We start from the raw sequence: 20,075 nt of genomic DNA, 5'->3' as shown, positions 1-20,075 counted from the left end.
ATAGGTGATTCAAAAAATACGTCTGTGCCCTAAATAATTCGAGTTGCAGACAGGTCAATTCATCTGCAACTCGAACAATGACAATCTGAACGTTACGCCGCGTCTTCTAATGCATCCAAGTCACGGTCTTTCACTTCCGGCATACAGATAGCTGCAAATAAACCGATCACAGAATAAACCATCATCATCGCGACAATCGGCCACCAAGAACCGGTCATGTTGCAGAAAATACCCGCTAACACCGGACCAAAACCAACGGCAACCAGACCACCGGTTTCTTTGGCAATCGCCATTTGCGTAAAGCGACTGCGTCCACCGAATATTTCCGCCATGGTGATGTTTTCCAGCGCAAATAATCCCAGTACCGCGAAGTTATGAATAATGATAATACTGACGACAATCACGTTAACGCTATTCTCTTTATCGACGATAAGAGACAGCATTGGGTAGGCTAACAATATCGCCGAGATATTCAGAATAATATACGGTACGCGGCGACCAATTTTATCCGAGAGCCAACCTAATAATGGAATCGTGATAAAACCAATAATGGAACTGATCATCAATGCATCGGTCGGAATAGATTTATTGAACAGGAGCGTTTGGACTAAATATCCTGCGAGGAAGGTCTGAATTAACCCTGAATTTCCCGCCTGTCCAAAGCGTAATCCCGTTGCCAGCCAAAACGCCTTACTTTTGAACATGGACAGTACTGATTTTTGCTCGCTTTGTTCAACCACCAGAGCAGGTGACGGCTCTTCAGTACCCGAGACATCATTACTCACTTTTTCGAAGACCGGGCTTTCTTTCAGGTTCATACGCAGCCAGATCGCGAAGATCATCACGACGACGCTCGCCAGGAACGGTACACGCCAGCCCCACGCCAGTAACTCTTCTCTCGAGAGGGCAAAAAACATGACGGCCCAGATAGCCGTAGCACTGAGCGTGCCACAGTTGGTACCCATTGCAACCAGTGAGGAAATAATCCCGCGTTTCCCTTTAGGCGCGTATTCAGCCAGCATGGTACCGGCACCGGAAATCTCGGCACCCGCCCCTAACCCCTGCACGATACGCAAGGTCACCAGCAAGATGGGCGCGAAAATACCAATCTGTGCGTAGGTCGGTAGTACGCCAATTAACGTGGTACAGATCCCCATCATGGTAATGGTGATAAAGAGTACTTTCTTTCTACCGATGGAGTCCCCCATACGGCCGAAAATAAAGGCACCGACGATACGTGCGACATAGCCTGCACCGTAGGTTCCCATTGCCAGAATCAGCGCCATCGCTGCCGATTGCTCAGGGAAGAATATTTCATGGAAAACCAATGCCGCACCGAGCGAATACAGTTGGAAATCCATGAATTCCAATGCGGTGCCCAACCAGCCGGACACCGCCGCTTTAACTAAGTCAGAGGTACTTCTTGCAGGTTTTTCTTGTCCAGATGCTATTTTCGTATTCATATATACTCTCGACGATTTGTAATTATGGTAGAGCACAGTAAGTAAAATTACCGTTCATCATGGTGTCGCAATCCACTCCAGACCCGTTATTAATGGTCTGGAGTGATTAAGAGAGAAATAATTACTTCAAAGGAATCATTATAGTTTTCTGTAATCGATAATGTGTTTCCCTTTTATATATCCCGGTTGCCAATAACGTGTCATGCATCATTAAATGTCAGCAGGACTTTGCAGCAGCGTTTTTGATCTTTTTCAAAAACTTCAATTGCCTGTACAACCTGCTGATAATCAAACCGGTGGGTAATCAGTTTAGCCGGATCGATACGTTTCTCTTTCAGCCACGCAATCACGATAGGGAATTTATTGGCATTCAAGCGCGATGAGAAAATGGAGATCTCTTTGCTGGTTATTCCCTGTTGGCTAACCTGACAAGGCTCGCTGGAAAAACCCATGATGGCGATACGTGCCGCAGGAGACGCAATCGTAATCGCTTCCTGCAAAATAGACGGATGGCAGGCAGCATCAACAATCAGCGTAGGCTTGATATTGAGCGCTTCCAGCTCGTCTTTTAATGACAGCGATGCGTTGTTGATAACCCTGTCCGCTCCGCTACGTAATGCCATATCCAGACGTTCAGGAATGCGATCGACGACAATGACTTCCTTCACGTTGAACACGCCTTTCAGCACCTGAACCGAGGTCAATCCCATCGGTCCCGCGCCATAAATCAGGGCGATATCCTGCTCCGTCGGTTTCACCTGTGCGGTCACGTTGGCTGAAATCGTGAAGGGCTCGATCATCACGGCGAACTCATCAGGGATCTCGTCTGGGATAGTGTGTGCATTCTTCGCCGGTACGGCAGCGTACTCGCTGAATCCGCCATCACGGTGCACACCCAGCACCACCAGCGAGGTACAGACGTTCGGCTTGCCGATGGAGCAAGGGTAGCAGTGGCCGCAGCTCACTACCGGGTCGACCGAGACGCGTTCGCCCAGACGGGATGCCTCCACGCCCTCACCCACCGCCTCAATCACGCCGAAGAATTCATGCCCGATCACACGCGGGTATTTAGCAAAAGGGTTATGCCCGCGATAGATGTGGCTGTCCGAGCCACAGATGCCCGCCAACTTTACCTTCACCCGAACGTCACCTGCCGCTAGCTGCGGAATAGGACGCTCTTCAATCACCAGTTCATTTGGCTGCTGTATCACAATGCTTTTCATATTTTGGTCTCTGATTACCTATTCCACTCTTACCAGTTCCACAACGTGCCATCTTCCAGACGGGCAACTGGGAGATAAGCGGGGTCATAGGGGTATTTGGCCGCCAGCTTTTCATCAAACTCAATGCCTAACCCCGGTTTTTCGCCTGGGTGCATGTAGCCGTTATCGAATGTCCAGTTATGCGGGAACACTTCCAGCATTTGCTCCGAGTACCCCATGTATTCCTGCACGCCGAAGTTTGGCACCCAGAGGTCAAAATGCAGCGCCGCCGCCATGCAGATAGGCGACAGGTCCGACGGCCCGTGTGAACCGGTGCGCACCTGATAGAGCGAAGCAAAGTCGGCGATGCGACGCATGCCAGTAATCCCGCCCGCGTGGGTAATCGTGGTACGGATGTAGTCGATGAGCTGTTCTTCGATCAGTTGCTTGCAATCCCAGATGCTGTTAAAGACTTCACCTACCGCAATCGGCGTAACCGTGTGCTGACGGATTAAACGGAAGCACTCCTGATTTTCCGCAGGCGTCGGGTCTTCCATCCAGAACAGACGATAGTCCTCAATGCTTTTACCAAAGCGCGCCGCTTCAATCGGCGTCAGACGGTGGTGCATGTCGTGCAGCATGTGCTCGTTGAAGCCAAATTTGTCGCGCACCGCTTCAAACAGCTTAGGCGTGAAATCGAGGTATTTTTCCGTCGACCACAGTTGCTCTTCCGGCAAGTTGCCTTTCGTCGCCGGCTCATACGCCAGCCCTTTGCCTTTCGCCATGCCGTAGGTGGTTTTCATACCCGGCACGCCGCACTGTACGCGAATCGCCTTGAAGCCCTCATCGCGGTGCTTGGCGTAATCATCCAGCACTTCATCAATCGAGTGACCCGTGGTGTGGCAATACACCATGACGCCCGTACGCGATGCGCCGCCCAGCAGTTGGTAGAGCGGCATGTTGGCGGCTTTGGCCTTGATATCCCACAGCGCGGTATCGACTGCCGAAATCGCGGACATGGTCACTGGGCCACGACGCCAGTACGCGCCTTTGTAGAAATACTGCCAAATGTCTTCGATCTGGTGCGCATCGCGGCCAATCAGCTGCGGACACACATGATCTTTGAGGTAAGAGGCGACCGGCAGCTCACGCCCGTTGAGCGTCGCATCGCCGAGGCCGGTTAATCCGCTATCTGTCGTAATTTTCAGGGTGACAAAGTTTCGCCCCGGGCAGGTGACAAACACTTCAGCGCTGACAATCTTCACGTTACTTATCCTTCTGTGCATGTAGCCATTCGTTTATGCTGACTACCATACAAGTATATTAATCAAGATAATTTGAATCGCCTCACATTTATTCACATCTGCAACATTTATCTAAAATTCATGAAAAGCGAGAGGAAGAACCGGAGTGCGCCGCGGGGATAAAACGTGGGCAGATAAAAAGGTTGGCGGCGGCTTGTGCGCTCAGCGCTGCTAGGGCTGGATACGCACAGAGCATGTTATCTGTTACAGTGCATACCTTGGATATCGGCACCTTTTGAACAAGGAAAATCTCCTACTGGGCAGACTTGCTGTTGTAGTCTTGCAGGAAATCTAGAAACAGGCGCACCATAGGAATGTTCGTGCTGCGCTTCAGATAGCTAATGGCGAAAGTCCTTTTCAGTTGCTCTTCCAGCGGAATCACCGCGACGTCGTAAGCGGTCAGGCTTTTGGCGACAGACGAACAGAGGAAGACCACGCCGGACAGGTTGATCACCAGATCCATAATGATGTCCATATTGCTGCATTCACGAAAGTAGCTGGGGTTGATGCCCTGCCGAGTGAAGGATTCAGAAACAGCAGCATGCTCCCCTGTCCCTTTCTGCGGCACAATCAGTTTTTCTTTTACCAGTTGCGGCAAGCTTAGCGTCTTATTGCCCGCAAGCGGGTGCGACGTCGCCATCACCGCAACAACGTCATCGATCTGACAAATGGTGTGATGAAATAACGGATCGTTCAGGTATTCATCAAAAGGCGTCGAGAAAGACAGGTGAATCTCGCCATTGCGCACCCTTTCCAGCAAATCGGTGCTCACGCCGTCAATGAAAGAGATATCGATATTGGGATAGGCTTTCTGAAACAGGTTAAACATATTGTAGTGTGCCAGACGGTTAAAAATCGGGATCACGCCAACCAGTAGCGCACCATCCGTGCTTTCCTCATAGCTGCTGACGAACTGCGCCAGTTCATAATGCTCCTTAATCATCCCCTGAATTTTGTCCGCAAAGATCTCCCCAAATGGTGTAAGAGAAAACTGCCGGGTGGTTCGGTTAATCAGCTTTCTTTCCGTTTCAATCTCCAGGCGGGCGATCTCCTGTGACAAAAAAGCCTGAGAGATATTCAGCGCCTTTGCCGCCTTAGTGAAACTCCCGACTCGGATGAGCTCCTGATAATAAATCACACGCTTTATGCTGAACATTGTTTTATATTACGCATCAACGATAACTTCTATAATCGGCCATGATAACAATTATAATGATTTGTAAATAATCAAATGTGATTAGATGCACATTTAATTCATGAGAAATAACGTTAATAGTAGAGATAGTCAACTTATTATCAACGAGGAAATAATTCATTCATTTAAGACGAAATACCAATAATATTAAAGATTTTTTAATATTACCTTTACAAATATGACATCACCTCTCTCAAACAAAAAAATTTACATACCACTAACAAAAGGACTTAAGATATGGATTATTCGAAAACGACAAAAATAGGGTTAGCGACCTTGGCAATGATGAGCGCGACAGCAATCAATGCAGCACAGAACCAGCATGAAATCACCGTCAAACAGGAAACGACATCCGTGAAGTTAATCTCTGACGTCGTTTACTCTCAGGTATCGGTGCGGGGCTACCCTAACGTCGCATTAAAAATGGATATCCTTCAGCCTGAAGCGAAAACCGCACTTCCCGTCGTATTATTCATTACCGGCGGCGGATTCGTTAATGCCAATAAAGATAATTACCTGCAACAGCGTCTTAACCTTGCCGAAGCCGGTTATGTCGTTGCCAGCATGGAATATCGTGTCGCCCCCACCGTGCTTTTTCCCTCTCCGCTGGAAGACGTCAAGTCCGCCATTCGTTATCTGCGTGCCAATGCGAAAAAATTCGGCATTGACGGACAACACGCTGCGGTTTTCGGTGCGTCTGCGGGAGGCTATCTGGCAGCATTTGCTGGGACGACAAATGGTTCAAAGGACTATGATAAAGGCGATAATCTCGATCAAAGCAGTGATGTTCAGGCCGTGATTGATTTCTATGGCTTATCCGACCTGACACTTGTGGGTGAAGGTTTCCCTGACGATGTCGTTCAGAAACACGCATCACCTTCCGCGACAGAAGCAATTTGGGTCAATGGCACCTCGGTATTTAATGAAGGAGGCGCAATCACCCGCTACCCTGAAAAAGCTGCTGCCGCTAACCCTATTAACTTTATCAACAGCGCGACGCCCCCATTCCTGATTATGCACGGCACGAACGATACCGTAGTTTCTCCACGTCAGACCGAGAGGCTGCATCAGGCACTAACAGAGAAAAAGATCGCGTCAACCTACTATAGTGTGAAAGGCGCAGAGCACGGTGGACCGCATTGGCTGCAACCGGAAATTATGAAGATTACCGTCCGCTTTCTTGATAAGCACTTAAAACCTTGATGCCTGCAGACAATTAAAATTTTATCCCCTAATAACTCATGTTGCATAAACGTTAGAGCCTAACAAGCACTAACGTTTTTTATTTGTTACCAAAAATGCCATTATCAATTCCCCTCTCATTTATTGTCACATAAAAAAACGTATAATCTGATATACATCAATTATTCAAAATCACCGTACATAGAGAAAATAAAAAATTATCCTAGTGGAAGTCTTGATGACTAAAAACAGGAAGGACTAAGAATAAAGCGATAACACAATAAAACTTCATTTATAACAAATCTATATTTGTTATATACGGATCTACAAAAAAAATAAACGTGACCAATCGCACACTTACCCGTTACTTCCCATGTTTCAATAAAACCACAATAACAACGTGGTCTGCTTATTATTTTCATCGTAATAACGGAGCGTTATTCCTATTAGCGCCACACTGAGAAATATTAATGCTATTGCTGGATGCATAATATCTAAATAGCTTCTCGCATTGATGCTCCACCTATCATTGTGCGGCTCCAGCGCTGGCGGGATGTCATCTTCTGCAAGTGTAGCGCTATTATGAGAAGCTATTTAGCCGTCGCGCGGCTATCACCCCAATGTGAAGATTTATAATATGGAAGACTTATCTCGCCGTCGTTTTATTGCCTATATGGGAGGTACGATTGCCATGAGTGGGCATATCGGTCTCGCACAAGCGCAAAATGAACCCGAAAAAACGCAGGGTAAAGTAGCCGTTAAATATGGCTTATTGCATAACGAAATGCGCTGTATCGGCTGCAAAGCCTGTATCAAGGCCTGTAAAGAGACCAATAACGTGCCCGATGGCGTAACCCGGCTGGATATACTGCAAACCGTCGATATTCCTGCCGTCGAGAAGACACGCGCCATCAAGCAATTTTTCCGTAAATCCTGTCAGCACTGCGAGAATCCGCCCTGTGTTGCCGTCTGCCCAACGGGAGCCTCCTTCAAAGATGCGCTCACCGGCATTGTTGATGTGAACGATAAACGCTGCGTGGGCTGCCGCTACTGTATTGCCGCCTGTCCTTACCATGTGCGTTTCATCAATCCCGTCATGAAAACGGCAGACAAATGCAATTTTTGCCGAGAAACCAATCTGGCCGCTGGGAAACAGCCTGCCTGTGTCGAAATCTGCCCCACCAAAGCGTTGGTATTTGGCGATCTCAACGACCCTGAAAGCAACATTGCCAAAATGATCGAGAGCAACGCGACCTACCGCTCCAAGGTCTATTTGGGTACTGAACCCCAGCTCTACCGTATGCCGGGGAAACGAGGAGAAATCGACAATGCATAATGCCTTCACGTTCGACACGTTGGTATGGGATTGGCCCATCGCCGTTTATCTTCTTCTGGTCGGCATTTCGGCGGGAATGGTATCGCTCTCGATGCTCCTCAGGCACTACGTTCCCAGCGAATATCGCGGCAGTAATCTTGTCATCAAAACCACGGCTATCGTCGCACCGCTCGCCGTGATCCTCGGGCTGGGGATTCTGATTTTCCACCTGACCAAACCCTTTACCTTTTGGTATTTGATGGTCTTTTACAACCCGACCTCCATCATGTCGCTTGGCGTGATGCTCTTTCAGGTGTATTTCGTCGTGATGCTGTTATGGCTGATCACGCTTTATCATGATACATGGCTGACGCAGCTTGAAACCGTCTGGCACCGACCTGCGCTGGCGGCGCGAGCCCGTCAGTTAACAGCGGTAATCGTCAAACAAGCGGCGGTGATTGAGAACCTGCTGCTGGTGCTGGCAGTCTTGCTCGGCTGCTATACCGGCTTTCTGTTGTCCGCGCTGAAATCGTTCCCGCTGCTGAATAACCCTGTTCTGCCCGTCCTGTTTCTGGTATCCGGCACCACCTCCGGCATTGCCGTCATGCTGCTGGCCAGCGCATGGGGCCGTAATACATCGGAGCATTCACGCTCCCTGCATTTCATCCACTGCGTGGAAACCCCAGTGGTGTATGCCGAGCTGTTCCTGCTGTTCGCGTTTTTTGTCGGGCTGCTGCTTGGCGGCGGGCAAAAGGTTGTCGCCGCACAAACCGCACTATCGGGTTTCTGGGGCGGCGTATTCTGGATCGGCATTATCGGCATCGGTATTGTGATTCCCGCTATTGCCAACCGGGTACGCAAGCCCTCTTCCCATTCCGGCAAAGGGCAAGTGATTACGTTAGCCGTCATGAGCCTGTTCGGCGTGTTCCTGCTACGACTGTTCGTGCTTTATGCCGGACAAATGACGGTGGCCTGAATGAATACGTCATGGGTCTTATTCTGGATTGCTTCTGCCACCTTTTTCATGCAATCGCTGGATACCACCATGGTGTATGTCGCCATTCCTGCCATCGCGCAGTCGCTACACCAGCCGGTGTTGCATATGGAGACGATCGTGATCGCCTACATTGTCACGGTCGTCGCGTTTACGCCGGCCAATAGCTGGCTGGCGGAACGGCTAGGGGAACGGAAAACCTACCAGATTGCGATTGCCATTTTCACGCTCGGCTCGCTGCTGTGCATGACGGCAACCACACTCGGCAGCTTAAGCATTTTCCGCTTTATTCAAGGCATCGGCGGTGCGCTCATGCTGCCCATCATCAGAACCGTGATATTACGCACCACACCGCAGAAGCTGAAATTACGCTTCCTGAATCGGGTGACCTTATTGGGATTACTTGGTACCCTGATCGGCCCCGTTTTCGGCAATATTCTGGTTAGTTTTCTCTCGTGGCAGGCTATTTTCCTCGTGAATATCCCGCTGGCTTTACTCTGCTTTTTTCTGGCAACCTACTATATTCCTACTGCAACGATAAAAGAGACATCACGCACGGGTGCCTATGAAGTCGCGTTTCCCATTTTAATGTTATTTCTCGTGGCCTTCATGTTAACCACCGCCACGAAAAATATATTGCCAACGTTCGTCATGCTATTCCTGTCTTGCAGCACGCTGGGCTTGGTATTCATTTATTATCGGCAGCATCTCATTACAGAGACGGCATTATTTCCTCGTGCCCTGTTTGGCATCAGAACCTTTTCTGTCGGCGTTATTGGCGGTATCGCGACGCGCACATTACTGGCATCAACGCCCGTCGTGCTTTCGTTAATGCTGCAAACGACGCTGGCCTGTAAACCTGCGGAAACCAGCTTGGTTCTGCTGCTCTTTTCCAGTGGTGCACTGCTGTCAAAAATACTGTTCGAACCGCTGGTCACGCGTATTGGCTACCGTCGTTTGTTGATGCTGACAACCAGCGTAACGTCTCTGTGTATCCTCGCGTTGAGCGTCGCCGTGCAAGAGAAATTAATGCCGCTCATCGGCATCATCGCCATGATATTAGGCGTGCTGATTTCAACCTTATATTCAGCAGAAAGTACGCTGGCCTTTAGCAACCTGAATAACAGCACGTACCACAGCGGTAATAATCTTTTAACCATTAGCCAATTACTTTCCGTCATGCTCAGTATGACGCTGACATTTCCGATATTACGTTTTCTTTCTCAGTTTGAAATCCTCTTCAACCTTAATCACTTCAGTCTGTTGTTTTTATTACTCGGCATTGGCTTACCCCTTTGCTGCCTGATATTCAGGCCCCTCAATAACGACGATGGTTATCACTTTATTCATGGGAGATAGCGTTATTTATGGGAGATAACGTGATTTATGGGAAATAGATTTGTGATTCACCGTATTCATTCAAAAACTACTGGAACTATTGATATGAAAATCTGCTCAGGAATCCTTCCACTCTGCCTGTTATTCGCAATGGGAACCGCGGTTGCGCAAGAAGGGAATTTTAAAGCGGGCACCTATTCCGCTGCGAGACAGGGTATCGGCGGGGACGTCACCGTTACGCTTGATATCGATGCGCAGGGGAAAGTCCTTAAATCGACGATTGATGCCCCAGAAGAAACGCCGGAAGTCGGCGGGGAAGCCGCCATAGAACTCGCGAAAACCATGACCGAAAAGCAGAGCATCCAGGTTGATGGGGTGTCCGGCGCCACGATGACCAGCGGTGCGGTGAAAGAAGCGGCGGAAGACGCGTACTCGCAGGCTAAAGCGAATTAATCCCGTAGGTTCTCCACACGCAGCACGACTGCATTGTAAGAATACGAATAACATTAAGGAAAACATCATGAAACGCTTCAGAAAAAGTGTACTCGCGACGCTCTGTCTCTCGATGATGAGCTGGTCTACCGCACAGGCGGCGGACGCGGCAAAACCGGAAATCCCGAAAAGCGCGGATATCGTGATTATCGGCGCGGGTGCGGCAGGCACCTCGGCAACCATGGCCTCCGCAGAGAAAGGGGCGAAAATCGTCTTACTGGAAAAACAACCGATAGTTGGCGGCACGGGTAACTTTGCCGAAGGCATCTTCGCCGCCAACAGCAGTATGCAGAAGCGTCAGGGGATTGTGGTCACGCCGGATATGGCCTTTAAGACCATCATGGAGTACAGCCACTGGATGGCCAATCCCTTCGTGGTGCGTGCCTTCGTCAACCGTTCTGCGGACACGATTGAATGGGTGAAATCGAAAGGCATCAAGTTTGAATACATCGGCCCCGGCGGCCCTGGCGGTATGCTGACCTGGCATGTGATCGACGGCCCCGGCCACGGACGCCACCTGATCAAGACATTCCACGAGCAGTTTAAAACGATGGATGTCACCACGCTGGTGAAGACAGCGGGTAAAGATCTGGTCGTGAAAGACGGCAAAGTCACAGGCGTCATCGCACAAGATAGCGAAGGCAACACCTTCCAGATCGACGCCAAGGCCGTCATCATCGCGACCGGTGGCTATGCCAACAACAAAGAGATGCTGCAAAAATACGCCGCCTTCCCCGATACCATTATGGTAGGTAACGTCGGTAAAGACGGCGACGGGATTAATATGGCCTGGAAAGCCGGCGCCAAGCCGGACGGCTTGGGTCTCCTGCAAGCCTATCGCCCCGGCCTGCCAGACTACGCGCCCAACTCTCACCTGCTGGCCGCCGCACGTCAGCCCTATCTGTGGGTTGACCAACACGGCCGCCGCTTTACCGATGAATCCAACGTCATCATCTGGCCACATTCCGGCAATGCGCTGTCCAAAGCGGGCGGCATCATGTACTCCATTTTTGACGAAACATCCCGTAAGCATTACGTCGAAGACGGCATTGATGTGCCGATTGGCGAATGGGTGATCGCCAATACCAAGCTGACTAAATTTGATAGCGAATTTACCAAGGAAAGTCAGAAAAATCGCGGCTTCGTCTTCAAATCCGCCACCATTGACGGGCTGGCGAAAGAGATGGGCGTTGATGCCAGCGTGCTGAAGAATACGCTGGAAGAAAATAACAAATTTGCGTCGCAAAAGCGGGATGAGGTGTTCAACAAAAACATGGATTACCTGCGTCCGGTAAAAACCGGCCCGTTCTATGCGGTGAGAATGCAGCCCGCCGCGCTGGGTACACTCGGCGGCGTGAAGATTGACGAGAAAATGCAGGCGATAGATAAATCCGGCGAGGTCATTCCGGGTCTGTACGTCACGGGTAATGATGCTGCTGGCATGTATGGCGACACCTATGACCTGCTGTTAGGCGGTGGCACGTTTGGCTTTGCGCTCAACTCCGGCCGTATTGCGGCAGAAAGCGCCCTCGATTATATGAAGTTCAGCAAGAAATAAGCGCCAGCGCTTAAGCCTGATGCCGATCGTTTGAGCATTGAGATACACGGGGCAACCACAGGGGTGAGGCCTCCCTACGGGAACCTCCCCCTGTGTTTCCCCTAACAGCGGGCTTAAATGACCAGCATGATTAAGACAGCCTGTAGTGCTCAATACAGGCTGGCACTCCTCTTATCCCGCTTCCGCACAGGATAACTGTGCCCGGCGCCAGCGTTTCCGTCCAGCGACGCGGCGCTTCATCGGCAAATAAATCAAAATTCACGATAACGACTCCCCTCGCGGATGCGCAGCTTATTCTTTCTCCAACTGCTCTTTCTCCAACAGGGCGCGTTTACGCACGATGCCCCAGCGCGAGTCAACATCCTGAAACAGCGTATCGTTAAGCATCGTATGCACCTCAACCTCATTCCAATCTCAGTATGGCTGCCCGTCTTGATACGACTAAAAGCCACGCCATGCGTTAACGCTAAACCTGCGCCACCTTACGCACACGTCCCACTCTTGCTTTTTCATTCGGATCGCCCCGATGTTGATATTTCCGTCGACATTATTGGTTACTTTTCAAACAAATATGTCATGCAAATAAATGGTACACAGTGAGACTCCGTTTTTTCTCTACAATCAGGGGGCAACATGAGCGGAAGTAAAGTTCACTGGAATGGCGGTTTGCATGATGATGCGGTGCAAATTATGTCACGCGGCGGGGGAATCATCGTTTCTCCAACCAAGGTGGGTTATATCATCATGGCTTCAGATAAAGCAGGGCTGGAGCGCAAATTTGACGCCAAACAGCGCAACCGAAACAAGCCGGGTGTAGTGCTGTGTGGCTCCATTGACCAGTTGAAAGTGCTGGCACAGTTGAATCCAGAAATCGAACAGTTATATCAGCGCCATTGGGACGCCGACGTGCTGCTGGGCTGCATCCTTCCCTGGCACGACAGTGCATTAGCGCGTATCCCCAAAGATGGCTCGAAAGCGCTGATGATGGACGATCGCAAAACCAGCTGTTTCGTGATTAAATTCGGTAAACCGAGCGAAATCCTCACGCAGGCGCTGTGGGAAGAGTATGGAAAATTAACCTTTGCCAGTTCAGCTAACCCGTCAGGTAAAGGCAACCGAGGCGAGGTGGAGGGGATCGGTGAACGTATTAGTGCCTTTGCCGATCTGATTATCGAAGCCGACGATTACGTGAAATCTATCCAGCCAAATAAGTCCCATGACACACGCTACGAGCAAGGCGTGATGGTGTCGATGGTGGATACAGAAGGTCAACTGGTGCCGGAACAAAAAGGGAGGCGGAACGTGTACCCGTGCCCGACGCTGATACGCAAGGGGCTGGATGTGGACAAGGTGATGTCGCTACTGTCTGATACCTTCACCACCTGGGACTATCGGCACGGCGATTATTATTAGCACGTAACAGCGGCATAGCCTGCCGCTGAAATAGCCCTTCCTACATGGCGCGCTATGCGGCAATCTCCTATGCTCGTTTTCTGTCCTTTGCGTTCTCATTACGGAAGCCGTTTATGCCATCCCATCTGCCAGCAGATTTCACGCAGCGCGCCAAAACTCATCTCAGCGCTATCAATACGCGCTGGGCCTACAATGTCAGCCTTATCGTACGGTGGCATCCTGGTATTTATGGCGAGCGCTTGAGCTACCGGCGTATCAGAGCGTTAAGCTGACACACCGGTAACGCAGAGTTAACACAGGCAAATTAACGTAGACGAATTAGCGCAGACGAGAACTGGCTGAGACCTGCTGAGCGTGATGGCGGCGGTTCACAATGCGTTCCCGCAGCGTATCGTAGGCCCAGTTATACACCACGGTGTACGGCAGGAAGAACAGGAAGAAGCCGATCTCCACCATAAGCGCCTGCCACAGCGTAACGTTCAGCATCCACGCCGCCAGCGGCAGACCAATCAATATAAAGCCGCCTTCAAACCCCAGCGCGTGAGCAATACGAACCGGCAGTCGGCGCTTAACGCGATCCGCAGGCCACAGGCGATCAAATATCGAGTTGTAGATCATGTTCCAGATCATCGCGACGCTGGAGAGCATAATTGCCAGTGCGCCCATATCGAAGAGCGGCTTATTCAGCAGCCAGGCACCCGCTGGCGCACAGATCGTCAACGCGATGAGCTCAAAGCCCATCGCATGGTACACACGCTCACGTAAGGTTTTACTGATTTTGTTCTGCATAACACATTCACTTTATTTATTGCGAGTTACGGGTCAATTTTCGCCATGACCATGGATGGCATCGTATTACAGCCTTATTTTCATCGTATAAGGTGGTAGAGTACAGTTAGATTCCATCGATAAAAACGATAGAGACACAATGCGATATTCACCGGAATCCCTGCTGGCTTTTGTTACCACCGTTGATGCGGGCTCGTTTTCCGCCGCCGCACGACGCTTGCATAAAAGCCAGTCCACGATCAGCGCGGCCATCGCTAATCTGGAAGCCGATCTGGGGCTGACGCTGTTTGATCGCTCCAGTCACCAGCCGGTGCTCACGCTGGCGGGCAGAAAAGTGCTTTCCCACGTACAGGCGATCTTATCCGCCAGCGAAGAGCTGGATGAGTTGGCGATTCGCCTAGCCGACCATATCGAACCCCGCCTGACGTTTGTGTTGTCCGATATCTGGCAAGCAACCCACTACGAACCCGTGCTTCAGCGTTTCGCCCATCACTTTCCCGATATTGAATTTGAATGCCTGATTGCGGAAGGCGATGACGTGATCGATCTGCTGCAAACAAACCGTGCGCATGTCGGGTTACTACGCGCCCAAACGGATTACCCGCCCGATATTGCCGCCGCGCGTTTGCAGGTTAAGACCGAAATGGCCATCTTTGTGTCGGCAGCGCACCCGCTCGCAACGGAAAAAACCGTGACGCGCAGCCAGCTAGCGACAGTCCGCCAGCTCTATCTCAATACCTATAAACGCAGCGATCGGCTGCAACCGGAAGGGATCGTCTGGTCTGCGCCGTCTTATCTTATGCTGTTGGAAATGGCACAGCAGGGGCACGGTTGGAGCATTCTGCCACGCTGGCTGGTGGCGCAATATGACCAGCGGAAACTGGTGGAGCTGCCTGTCGCAGGCTGGCCGCAGTGGATCGACGTAGACGTTGTCTGGTCCAAACCCCATCCGCCCGGCCCTGCTGGGCTGTGGATGATCGACAATCTCCTTGCCCAACAAGAGACTACGCCGCCATAACTCCGTCACTGGATTGGCAACATTATATCAGTCATCACATCGACCACCGCGCCGTGGCTTTTGTGATCGGTCTGTTTTTTCATGAAGCGATAAAAAGCCAATAACGGTTTCTTTATATCGCCAACGAATAACATTAAAGATTAAATGGTTATTGTTTTTAATTTCACCATTTACTTTACTTAATTAAGCCAATTGAAAGAGGAATATTTTCACGTTAAATCGCGTGCCGTTTCCCGTGGCGTCCGCACACAGGAAACCTATGCCATGTCGCCGTTCCACGTGTCTGCTACGGGGAAAAAATAACACGCACATCATTATTATTGTGATGTACCAAAGTAGTACTTCCCGACAAAAAACCATACTATTATGGTGATTACTACTTTTGTATTCGAGACATCCCTGTAGTGCTGCGGTAATACGCCTTAATAATAAGATGCTGAATCCTATAAGGTGAAAATTTACTAATTGATGCAATTGCAAGTGAGAAAAAAATGTCGAATAAACCCTTCTATTACCAAGATCCTTTTCCACTCAGTAAAGATGATACCGAATATCGCCTGTTGAGCAGCGACTTTGTCTCTGTCGCACAGTTTGAAGGTCAGGACATCCTGAAGATCGAGCCAGCCGCGTTGACACTTCTGGCCCAGCAAGCCTTCCACGATGCTTCTTTCATGCTCCGCCCCGCTCACCAGCAGCAAGTTGCCGATATTCTTCACGACCCGGAAGCCAGCGAAAACGACAAATACGTTGCCCTGCAATTCCTGCGCAACTCAGAGATTTCTGCCAAGGGCATCCTGCCGACCTGTCAGGATACCGGTACGGCGATCATCGTCGGTAAAAAAGGCCAGAACGTCTGGACTGGCGGTAATGATGCCGAAGCGCTGTCCAAAGGCGTGTACAACACGTTCATTGAAGACAACCTGCGTTACTCGCAGAACGCCGCGCTGGATATGTACAAAGAGGTCAACACCGGCACCAACCTGCCCGCGCAGATTGACCTCTACAGTACCGAAGGCGAAGACTATAAATTCCTGTTCGTCACCAAAGGCGGTGGTTCTGCAAACAAGACTTATCTGTATCAGGAAACCAAAGCGCTGCTGACGCCGGGTAAGCTGAAAAGCTTCCTGATCGAGAAAATGCGCTCGCTGGGCACCGCGGCCTGTCCGCCGTACCATATCGCGTTTGTGATTGGCGGCACCTCGGCAGAAACCACGCTGAAAACCGTTAAGCTGGCGTCGACCAAGTACTACGACGAACTGCCGACCGAGGGCAACGAGCACGGTCAGGCGTTCCGCGATGTCGCGCTGGAGCAAGAGATTCTGGAAGCCGCGCGCGATCTGGGTCTGGGCGCACAGTTTGGCGGGAAATACTTTGCACACGACGTGCGGATTATCCGCCTGCCGCGCCACGGTGCCTCTTGCCCCGTCGGTATGGGCGTGTCCTGTTCCGCTGACCGTAACATCAAAGGCAAGATCAACCGCAAGGGCGTCTGGCTGGAGCAGTTAGAGCAGAATCCGGGCAAATATATCCCTGAACACCTGCGTGAAACGGGCGAAGGCGATGCGATTAAAATCGACCTGAACCGTCCGATGGCCGAGATTCTGAAAACGCTGTCGCAGTATCCGGTATCCACCCGTCTTTCCCTGACAGGCACCATCATCGTGGGTCGTGACATTGCTCACGCCAAGTTGAAGGAACGTTTGGATAACGGAGAAGGCCTGCCGCAGTACATCAAAGATCACCCGATCTACTACGCAGGCCCGGCGAAAACGCCAGAAGGCTACCCGTCCGGCTCGTTAGGCCCAACCACCGCTGGCCGTATGGATTCCTACGTTGATTTATTGCAGGCCAACGGCGGCAGCATGATCATGCTGGCGAAAGGCAACCGCAGCCAGCAGGTGACCGACGCGTGCCATAAACACGGTGGCTTCTACCTTGGCAGCATCGGCGGCCCGGCAGCGATTCTGGCGCAGAACAGCATCAAGAGCCTGACCTGCGTTGAGTACCCTGAACTGGGTATGGAAGCTATCTGGAAAATCGAAGTCGAAGATTTCCCAGCCTTTATTCTGGTCGATGATAAAGGCAACGATTTCTTCCAGGTGATTCAGAGCGCCAAGTGCGTGAAATGCGGTTAAGGAAGTCCTACGGCGGTTAGAAGTTAGGCGATATTTCGTGTGCGATAACAATCGGTATTTTCATGCAGATTCTCTGCACGCACCCGACAAGGAGCAGCCAATCGCCGCTGCTCCTTGACCTCAGGCTTTTTGGCGGAACGGGGTCGCTACGCGATACCTTCACCGCCAGAGGCGAGCCTGTAAATAATTCTGTGTAACTGCCACCGTATTAAAGGTGATCGCTCAGGCGGTCACCGAACTCGATAATAAAGCGGCTCATCGCCAGCCGCCAGTTCTGGATCGGCATACTCCATTTTTTTGAGGCATCTTTAATCGCCAGATAAATCACTTTCCGCACTGCGTCGTCTGTCGGGAACACTTTACGCTTCTTTGTCGCCTGTCGGATCACGCTGTTCAGTGACTCAATGGCATTCGTGGTGTAGATGGCCTTGCGGATATCGGGCGGGTAACCGAAGAAGGTGTTGAGATTTTCCCAGTGCGCACGCCAGCTTTTGCTGATTTGCGGGTATTTATCGTCCCAGAGACCCGCGAACGTATCCAGTGCCATCAGTGCGGCTTCCTCTGTCGGAGCCTGATACACTGTTTTCAGTCCACCAGTAACGGCTTTGTAGTCCTTCCATGACACGTATTTCAGGCTGTTGCGCACCATATGGATGATGCACAGCTGGATGTGTGTCTGAGGGTAAACGCTGTTTATCGCATCAGGGAAGCCTTTTAATCCGTCCACACAGGCAATCAGGATATCTTGAAGTCCTCGGTTTTTAAGCTCTGTCAGCACACTTAGCCAGAACTTTGCGCCTTCATTTTCTGCCAGCCACATCCCCAGCAGCTCTTTCTGACCTTCGGTATTAATGCCCAGAGCGAGGAACACGGCTTTGTTAATCACACTGCCATCCTGACGAACTTTCACCACAATACAGTCAAGATAAACAATAGGATAGAGCGGATCCAATGGCCGGTTTTGCCACTCAGTAACCTGCTCTTTAACCGCATCGGTGACTTTGGATATCAGTGTGGGTGAGACATCAGCATCGTACATTTCCTTGAACGTGGCGACGATTTCCCGTGTGGTCATGCCTTTGGCATACAGAGATAAAATCTGGCTGTCCATCTGCGTGATGCGCGTCTGGTTTTTCTTGATGAGCTGAGGTTCGAAGGTGGCGTCACGATCGCGCGGAGTACGCAGTTCGAGCGGGCCATCGCCAGTAATGACAGTTTTTGTGGAATAACCGTTGCGTGCGTTAAGACCCGCTTTGGGCTGGTTTTTCTCGTACCCGAGATGGTGGGACATTTCAGCATTAAGGGCGGCTTCAACACTGATTTTTTTCAGCAGGCGATCGAACTGGCTGAGATCATCAGGTGTTTTGAGATTTTTGGCCAGTTCGTTAGCCAGTGCCTGTAATTGTTTTTCGTCCATAAATTAACCTACTTTTGATGTTGGATTGAACATATCAAAATCAGGCAATTACACAAATTTATGTACAGGCTCTTTTTGGACGGAAGATCCTACTCTCGCTGTCATCAATCCTCCTGTAGATACTGCTGGTTTCGGTGCTGCATTTCCCTATTTTGATATTATCAGCCAATGGGTTATTAATGTTTTCACTGGGAATTCAGAACTTCCGGAGAAAATTGTTATGCAGGACTGGTGCGCTGAACACATGGCTTCACTGCATGTTAAACGCTTTTATGACAGCTGGCTGGAAACCATCCGTATAGGGTTGCGGGCGGGCCTCATCCCAGATCCTTCTAGGGACTTTTCCTCTTACTGGAACATCATTACCAGTGTGGTTAAACCTGGCTATCTGGCTAGGCCGCCGGTAACTCCGGAGCCAGGTATGATAGATAATATGTTTGATTTCAGTACTGCAAAAATACAGATACTGTCAGGGCTGGGGAGAGAAGTTCTCAGTCATTTGCTTAGCAAAGGTGATATCACTGACGCTGAATACAGGGCGGCAGTTGGTAAAGAACCACAAGAATCCATTTCCGCATATCTACCATACTCGCAAATCTATCTCTGATAAAAAGGGCCGTAACAGGCCCTTTTACTTTTCATAATAGCCTGATTAATTTTGCTGGGTTTCCTGCATAAATCCCTTTTACCTCAATCTGTTTAACCACGACGGAACCTGCGCCGATGACGGAACCACTGCATATATATGGCGACAGAATGGTGGCTCCGCTTCCCACAATGACCGAATCTCCGAGGGAAATGGTGATCCAGTTATTCGGTGAAGGGTCCGGCACACCGGAATGAAACAGATCGTTTGCGAACGTCACGTTATGGCCGATGAAGCAGTTCATGCCTAATGTTACGTTTTCACAGATAAATGTGTGTGACTGAACCCGGCTACCACTACCAATTAGACACCCTTTCTGTATCTCAACAAAAGGGCCAATGAATACGTTATCCTTGAGTTCACATTCATAAATATTGGCAGGTCTGATGATGGTGACGTTATTTCCTGAAATCACGTCGCGAATTTCGCTTTCTAACAATTTCATAGAATTATCCAGAATAAGGTCTAATTAATAAGGTTCATCGCACTTTACTGGGGAACGCTGCTTTTATCTTCATAAAAAAGTAGTCGTTATCCCAGTATTCGTATGCCATCTGTTTTATCACTTTGATCCTGTTGTTCATTCCATCCGGTAAGTGTCAAGGTAGTTGTCA

18 protein-coding genes are annotated in these 20,075 nt (G+C 50.2%); 10 read left to right on the top strand and 8 right to left on the bottom strand.

Translation table 11 applies throughout. From position 1 onward, the window contains the following. Window positions 1-92: 92 nt before the first annotated feature. The 4 genes from H0248_RS02155 to H0248_RS02140 form a co-directional block, all read right to left on the bottom strand. Window positions 93-1,463, bottom strand: a complete 1,371-nt coding sequence (locus tag H0248_RS02155) for an MFS transporter (RefSeq protein ID WP_180784490.1) — start codon at window positions 1,461-1,463, stop codon at window positions 93-95. Window positions 1,464-1,663: 200 nt separating this feature from the next. Then, window positions 1,664-2,686 carry a Zn-dependent oxidoreductase gene (locus H0248_RS02150; RefSeq protein ID WP_102118248.1) on the bottom strand — a complete coding sequence of 341 codons (1,023 nt, stop codon included), beginning with the start codon at window positions 2,684-2,686 and terminating at the stop codon, window positions 1,664-1,666. 29 nt (window positions 2,687-2,715) lie between these two features. Next, window positions 2,716-3,930: a D-mannonate dehydratase ManD gene (manD, locus tag H0248_RS02145; protein ID WP_039283781.1), complete on the bottom strand. Its 1,215-nt coding sequence runs from the start codon at window positions 3,928-3,930 to the stop codon at window positions 2,716-2,718. Between the two features lie 292 nt (window positions 3,931-4,222). Beyond that, window positions 4,223-5,125, bottom strand: a complete 903-nt coding sequence (locus H0248_RS02140) for a LysR family transcriptional regulator (RefSeq protein WP_102118247.1) — start codon at window positions 5,123-5,125, stop codon at window positions 4,223-4,225. 276 nt (window positions 5,126-5,401) lie between these two features. Here H0248_RS02140 and H0248_RS02135 point away from each other — a divergent pair, with 276 nt between their 5' ends. The 6 genes from H0248_RS02135 (at window position 5,402) to H0248_RS02110 (ending at window position 12,043) form a co-directional block, all read left to right on the top strand. Continuing rightward, window positions 5,402-6,367, top strand: a complete 966-nt coding sequence (locus tag H0248_RS02135) for an alpha/beta hydrolase (protein ID WP_116166969.1) — start codon at window positions 5,402-5,404, stop codon at window positions 6,365-6,367. 616 nt (window positions 6,368-6,983) lie between these two features. Beyond that, window positions 6,984-7,682, top strand: coding sequence for a 4Fe-4S dicluster domain-containing protein (locus H0248_RS02130; protein ID WP_116238204.1), 699 nt, complete (start codon window positions 6,984-6,986; stop codon window positions 7,680-7,682). Further along, window positions 7,675-8,637, top strand: coding sequence for a cytochrome c nitrite reductase subunit NrfD (nrfD, locus tag H0248_RS02125; protein WP_116238205.1), 963 nt, complete (start codon window positions 7,675-7,677; stop codon window positions 8,635-8,637). Before H0248_RS02130 ends, nrfD begins: the two co-directional genes overlap by 8 nt. Continuing rightward, on the top strand, window positions 8,638-10,014 hold the full coding sequence (locus H0248_RS02120; protein WP_116155493.1) for an MFS transporter: 1,377 nt from the start codon (window positions 8,638-8,640) through the stop codon (window positions 10,012-10,014). Between the two features lie 84 nt (window positions 10,015-10,098). After that, window positions 10,099-10,446 carry an FMN-binding protein gene (locus H0248_RS02115; protein WP_102118242.1) on the top strand — a complete coding sequence of 116 codons (348 nt, stop codon included), beginning with the start codon at window positions 10,099-10,101 and terminating at the stop codon, window positions 10,444-10,446. 67 nt (window positions 10,447-10,513) lie between these two features. Continuing rightward, on the top strand, window positions 10,514-12,043 hold the full coding sequence (locus H0248_RS02110; protein ID WP_116166970.1) for an FAD-dependent oxidoreductase: 1,530 nt from the start codon (window positions 10,514-10,516) through the stop codon (window positions 12,041-12,043). A 130-nt stretch (window positions 12,044-12,173) separates the two neighbouring features. On the opposite strand, the gene H0248_RS22010 is transcribed toward H0248_RS02110, so the two are convergent. After that, on the bottom strand, window positions 12,174-12,305 hold the full coding sequence (locus H0248_RS22010; RefSeq protein WP_257981528.1) for a hypothetical protein: 132 nt from the start codon (window positions 12,303-12,305) through the stop codon (window positions 12,174-12,176). Window positions 12,306-12,676: 371 nt separating this feature from the next. On the opposite strand from H0248_RS22010, the gene H0248_RS02100 reads away from it, so the two are divergent. Continuing rightward, window positions 12,677-13,456, top strand: coding sequence for an L-threonylcarbamoyladenylate synthase (locus H0248_RS02100; protein WP_102118240.1), 780 nt, complete (start codon window positions 12,677-12,679; stop codon window positions 13,454-13,456). A gap of 318 nt (window positions 13,457-13,774) precedes the next feature. Here the strand turns inward: H0248_RS02100 and H0248_RS02095 are convergent, their stop codons facing one another. Continuing rightward, complete coding sequence (locus H0248_RS02095; protein WP_180784489.1) at window positions 13,775-14,245, bottom strand: multidrug/biocide efflux PACE transporter; 471 nt, start codon at window positions 14,243-14,245, stop codon at window positions 13,775-13,777. A gap of 139 nt (window positions 14,246-14,384) precedes the next feature. On the opposite strand from H0248_RS02095, the gene H0248_RS02090 reads away from it, so the two are divergent. Beyond that, complete coding sequence (locus H0248_RS02090; protein ID WP_102118238.1) at window positions 14,385-15,263, top strand: LysR family transcriptional regulator; 879 nt, start codon at window positions 14,385-14,387, stop codon at window positions 15,261-15,263. A 491-nt stretch (window positions 15,264-15,754) separates the two neighbouring features. Then, the gene (gene fumA / locus H0248_RS02085; protein ID WP_116166972.1) at window positions 15,755-17,398 is read left to right on the top strand and encodes a class I fumarate hydratase FumA; all 1,644 of its coding nucleotides are present in this window, start codon (window positions 15,755-15,757) and stop codon (window positions 17,396-17,398) included. A 208-nt stretch (window positions 17,399-17,606) separates the two neighbouring features. Here fumA and H0248_RS02080 read toward each other — a convergent pair whose 3' ends face one another. Then, window positions 17,607-18,815, bottom strand: a complete 1,209-nt coding sequence (locus H0248_RS02080; RefSeq protein WP_180784488.1) for an IS256 family transposase — start codon at window positions 18,813-18,815, stop codon at window positions 17,607-17,609. 25 nt (window positions 18,816-18,840) lie between these two features. Between H0248_RS02080 and H0248_RS22005 the strand changes: the two genes are divergently transcribed. Further along, window positions 18,841-19,422, top strand: coding sequence for a hypothetical protein (locus H0248_RS22005; RefSeq protein WP_226887661.1), 582 nt, complete (start codon window positions 18,841-18,843; stop codon window positions 19,420-19,422). Window positions 19,423-19,453: 31 nt separating this feature from the next. On the opposite strand, the gene H0248_RS02070 is transcribed toward H0248_RS22005, so the two are convergent. Beyond that, on the bottom strand, window positions 19,454-19,906 hold the full coding sequence (locus tag H0248_RS02070) for an acyltransferase (RefSeq protein WP_116165002.1): 453 nt from the start codon (window positions 19,904-19,906) through the stop codon (window positions 19,454-19,456). Window positions 19,907-20,075 lie beyond the last annotated feature (169 nt).

The organism is Pectobacterium brasiliense, from assembly GCF_013449685.1.
Taxonomy (GTDB): domain Bacteria; phylum Pseudomonadota; class Gammaproteobacteria; order Enterobacterales; family Enterobacteriaceae; genus Pectobacterium; species Pectobacterium brasiliense_A.
This window is presented reverse-complemented; position numbering and strand designations above follow the sequence as displayed.

What these genes read in the sequence shown, in the direction of transcription:
- H0248_RS02095 (WP_180784489.1), bottom strand. Translation starts at nt 14,245, where the DNA reads ATGCAGAACAAAATCAGTAAAACCTTACGTGAGCGTGTGTACCATGCG.
- H0248_RS02135 (WP_116166969.1), top strand. Translation starts at nt 5,402, where the DNA reads ATGGATTATTCGAAAACGACAAAAATAGGGTTAGCGACCTTGGCAATG.
- fumA (WP_116166972.1), top strand. Translation starts at nt 15,755, where the DNA reads ATGTCGAATAAACCCTTCTATTACCAAGATCCTTTTCCACTCAGTAAA.
- H0248_RS02140 (WP_102118247.1), bottom strand. Translation starts at nt 5,125, where the DNA reads ATGTTCAGCATAAAGCGTGTGATTTATTATCAGGAGCTCATCCGAGTC.
- nrfD (WP_116238205.1), top strand. Translation starts at nt 7,675, where the DNA reads ATGCATAATGCCTTCACGTTCGACACGTTGGTATGGGATTGGCCCATC.
- H0248_RS02120 (WP_116155493.1), top strand. Translation starts at nt 8,638, where the DNA reads ATGAATACGTCATGGGTCTTATTCTGGATTGCTTCTGCCACCTTTTTC.
- H0248_RS02155 (WP_180784490.1), bottom strand. Translation starts at nt 1,463, where the DNA reads ATGAATACGAAAATAGCATCTGGACAAGAAAAACCTGCAAGAAGTACC.
- H0248_RS02070 (WP_116165002.1), bottom strand. Translation starts at nt 19,906, where the DNA reads ATGAAATTGTTAGAAAGCGAAATTCGCGACGTGATTTCAGGAAATAAC.
- H0248_RS02090 (WP_102118238.1), top strand. Translation starts at nt 14,385, where the DNA reads ATGCGATATTCACCGGAATCCCTGCTGGCTTTTGTTACCACCGTTGAT.
- H0248_RS02150 (WP_102118248.1), bottom strand. Translation starts at nt 2,686, where the DNA reads ATGAAAAGCATTGTGATACAGCAGCCAAATGAACTGGTGATTGAAGAG.
- H0248_RS02080 (WP_180784488.1), bottom strand. Translation starts at nt 18,815, where the DNA reads ATGGACGAAAAACAATTACAGGCACTGGCTAACGAACTGGCCAAAAAT.
- H0248_RS02100 (WP_102118240.1), top strand. Translation starts at nt 12,677, where the DNA reads ATGAGCGGAAGTAAAGTTCACTGGAATGGCGGTTTGCATGATGATGCG.
- H0248_RS02110 (WP_116166970.1), top strand. Translation starts at nt 10,514, where the DNA reads ATGAAACGCTTCAGAAAAAGTGTACTCGCGACGCTCTGTCTCTCGATG.
- H0248_RS02130 (WP_116238204.1), top strand. Translation starts at nt 6,984, where the DNA reads ATGGAAGACTTATCTCGCCGTCGTTTTATTGCCTATATGGGAGGTACG.
- H0248_RS02115 (WP_102118242.1), top strand. Translation starts at nt 10,099, where the DNA reads ATGAAAATCTGCTCAGGAATCCTTCCACTCTGCCTGTTATTCGCAATG.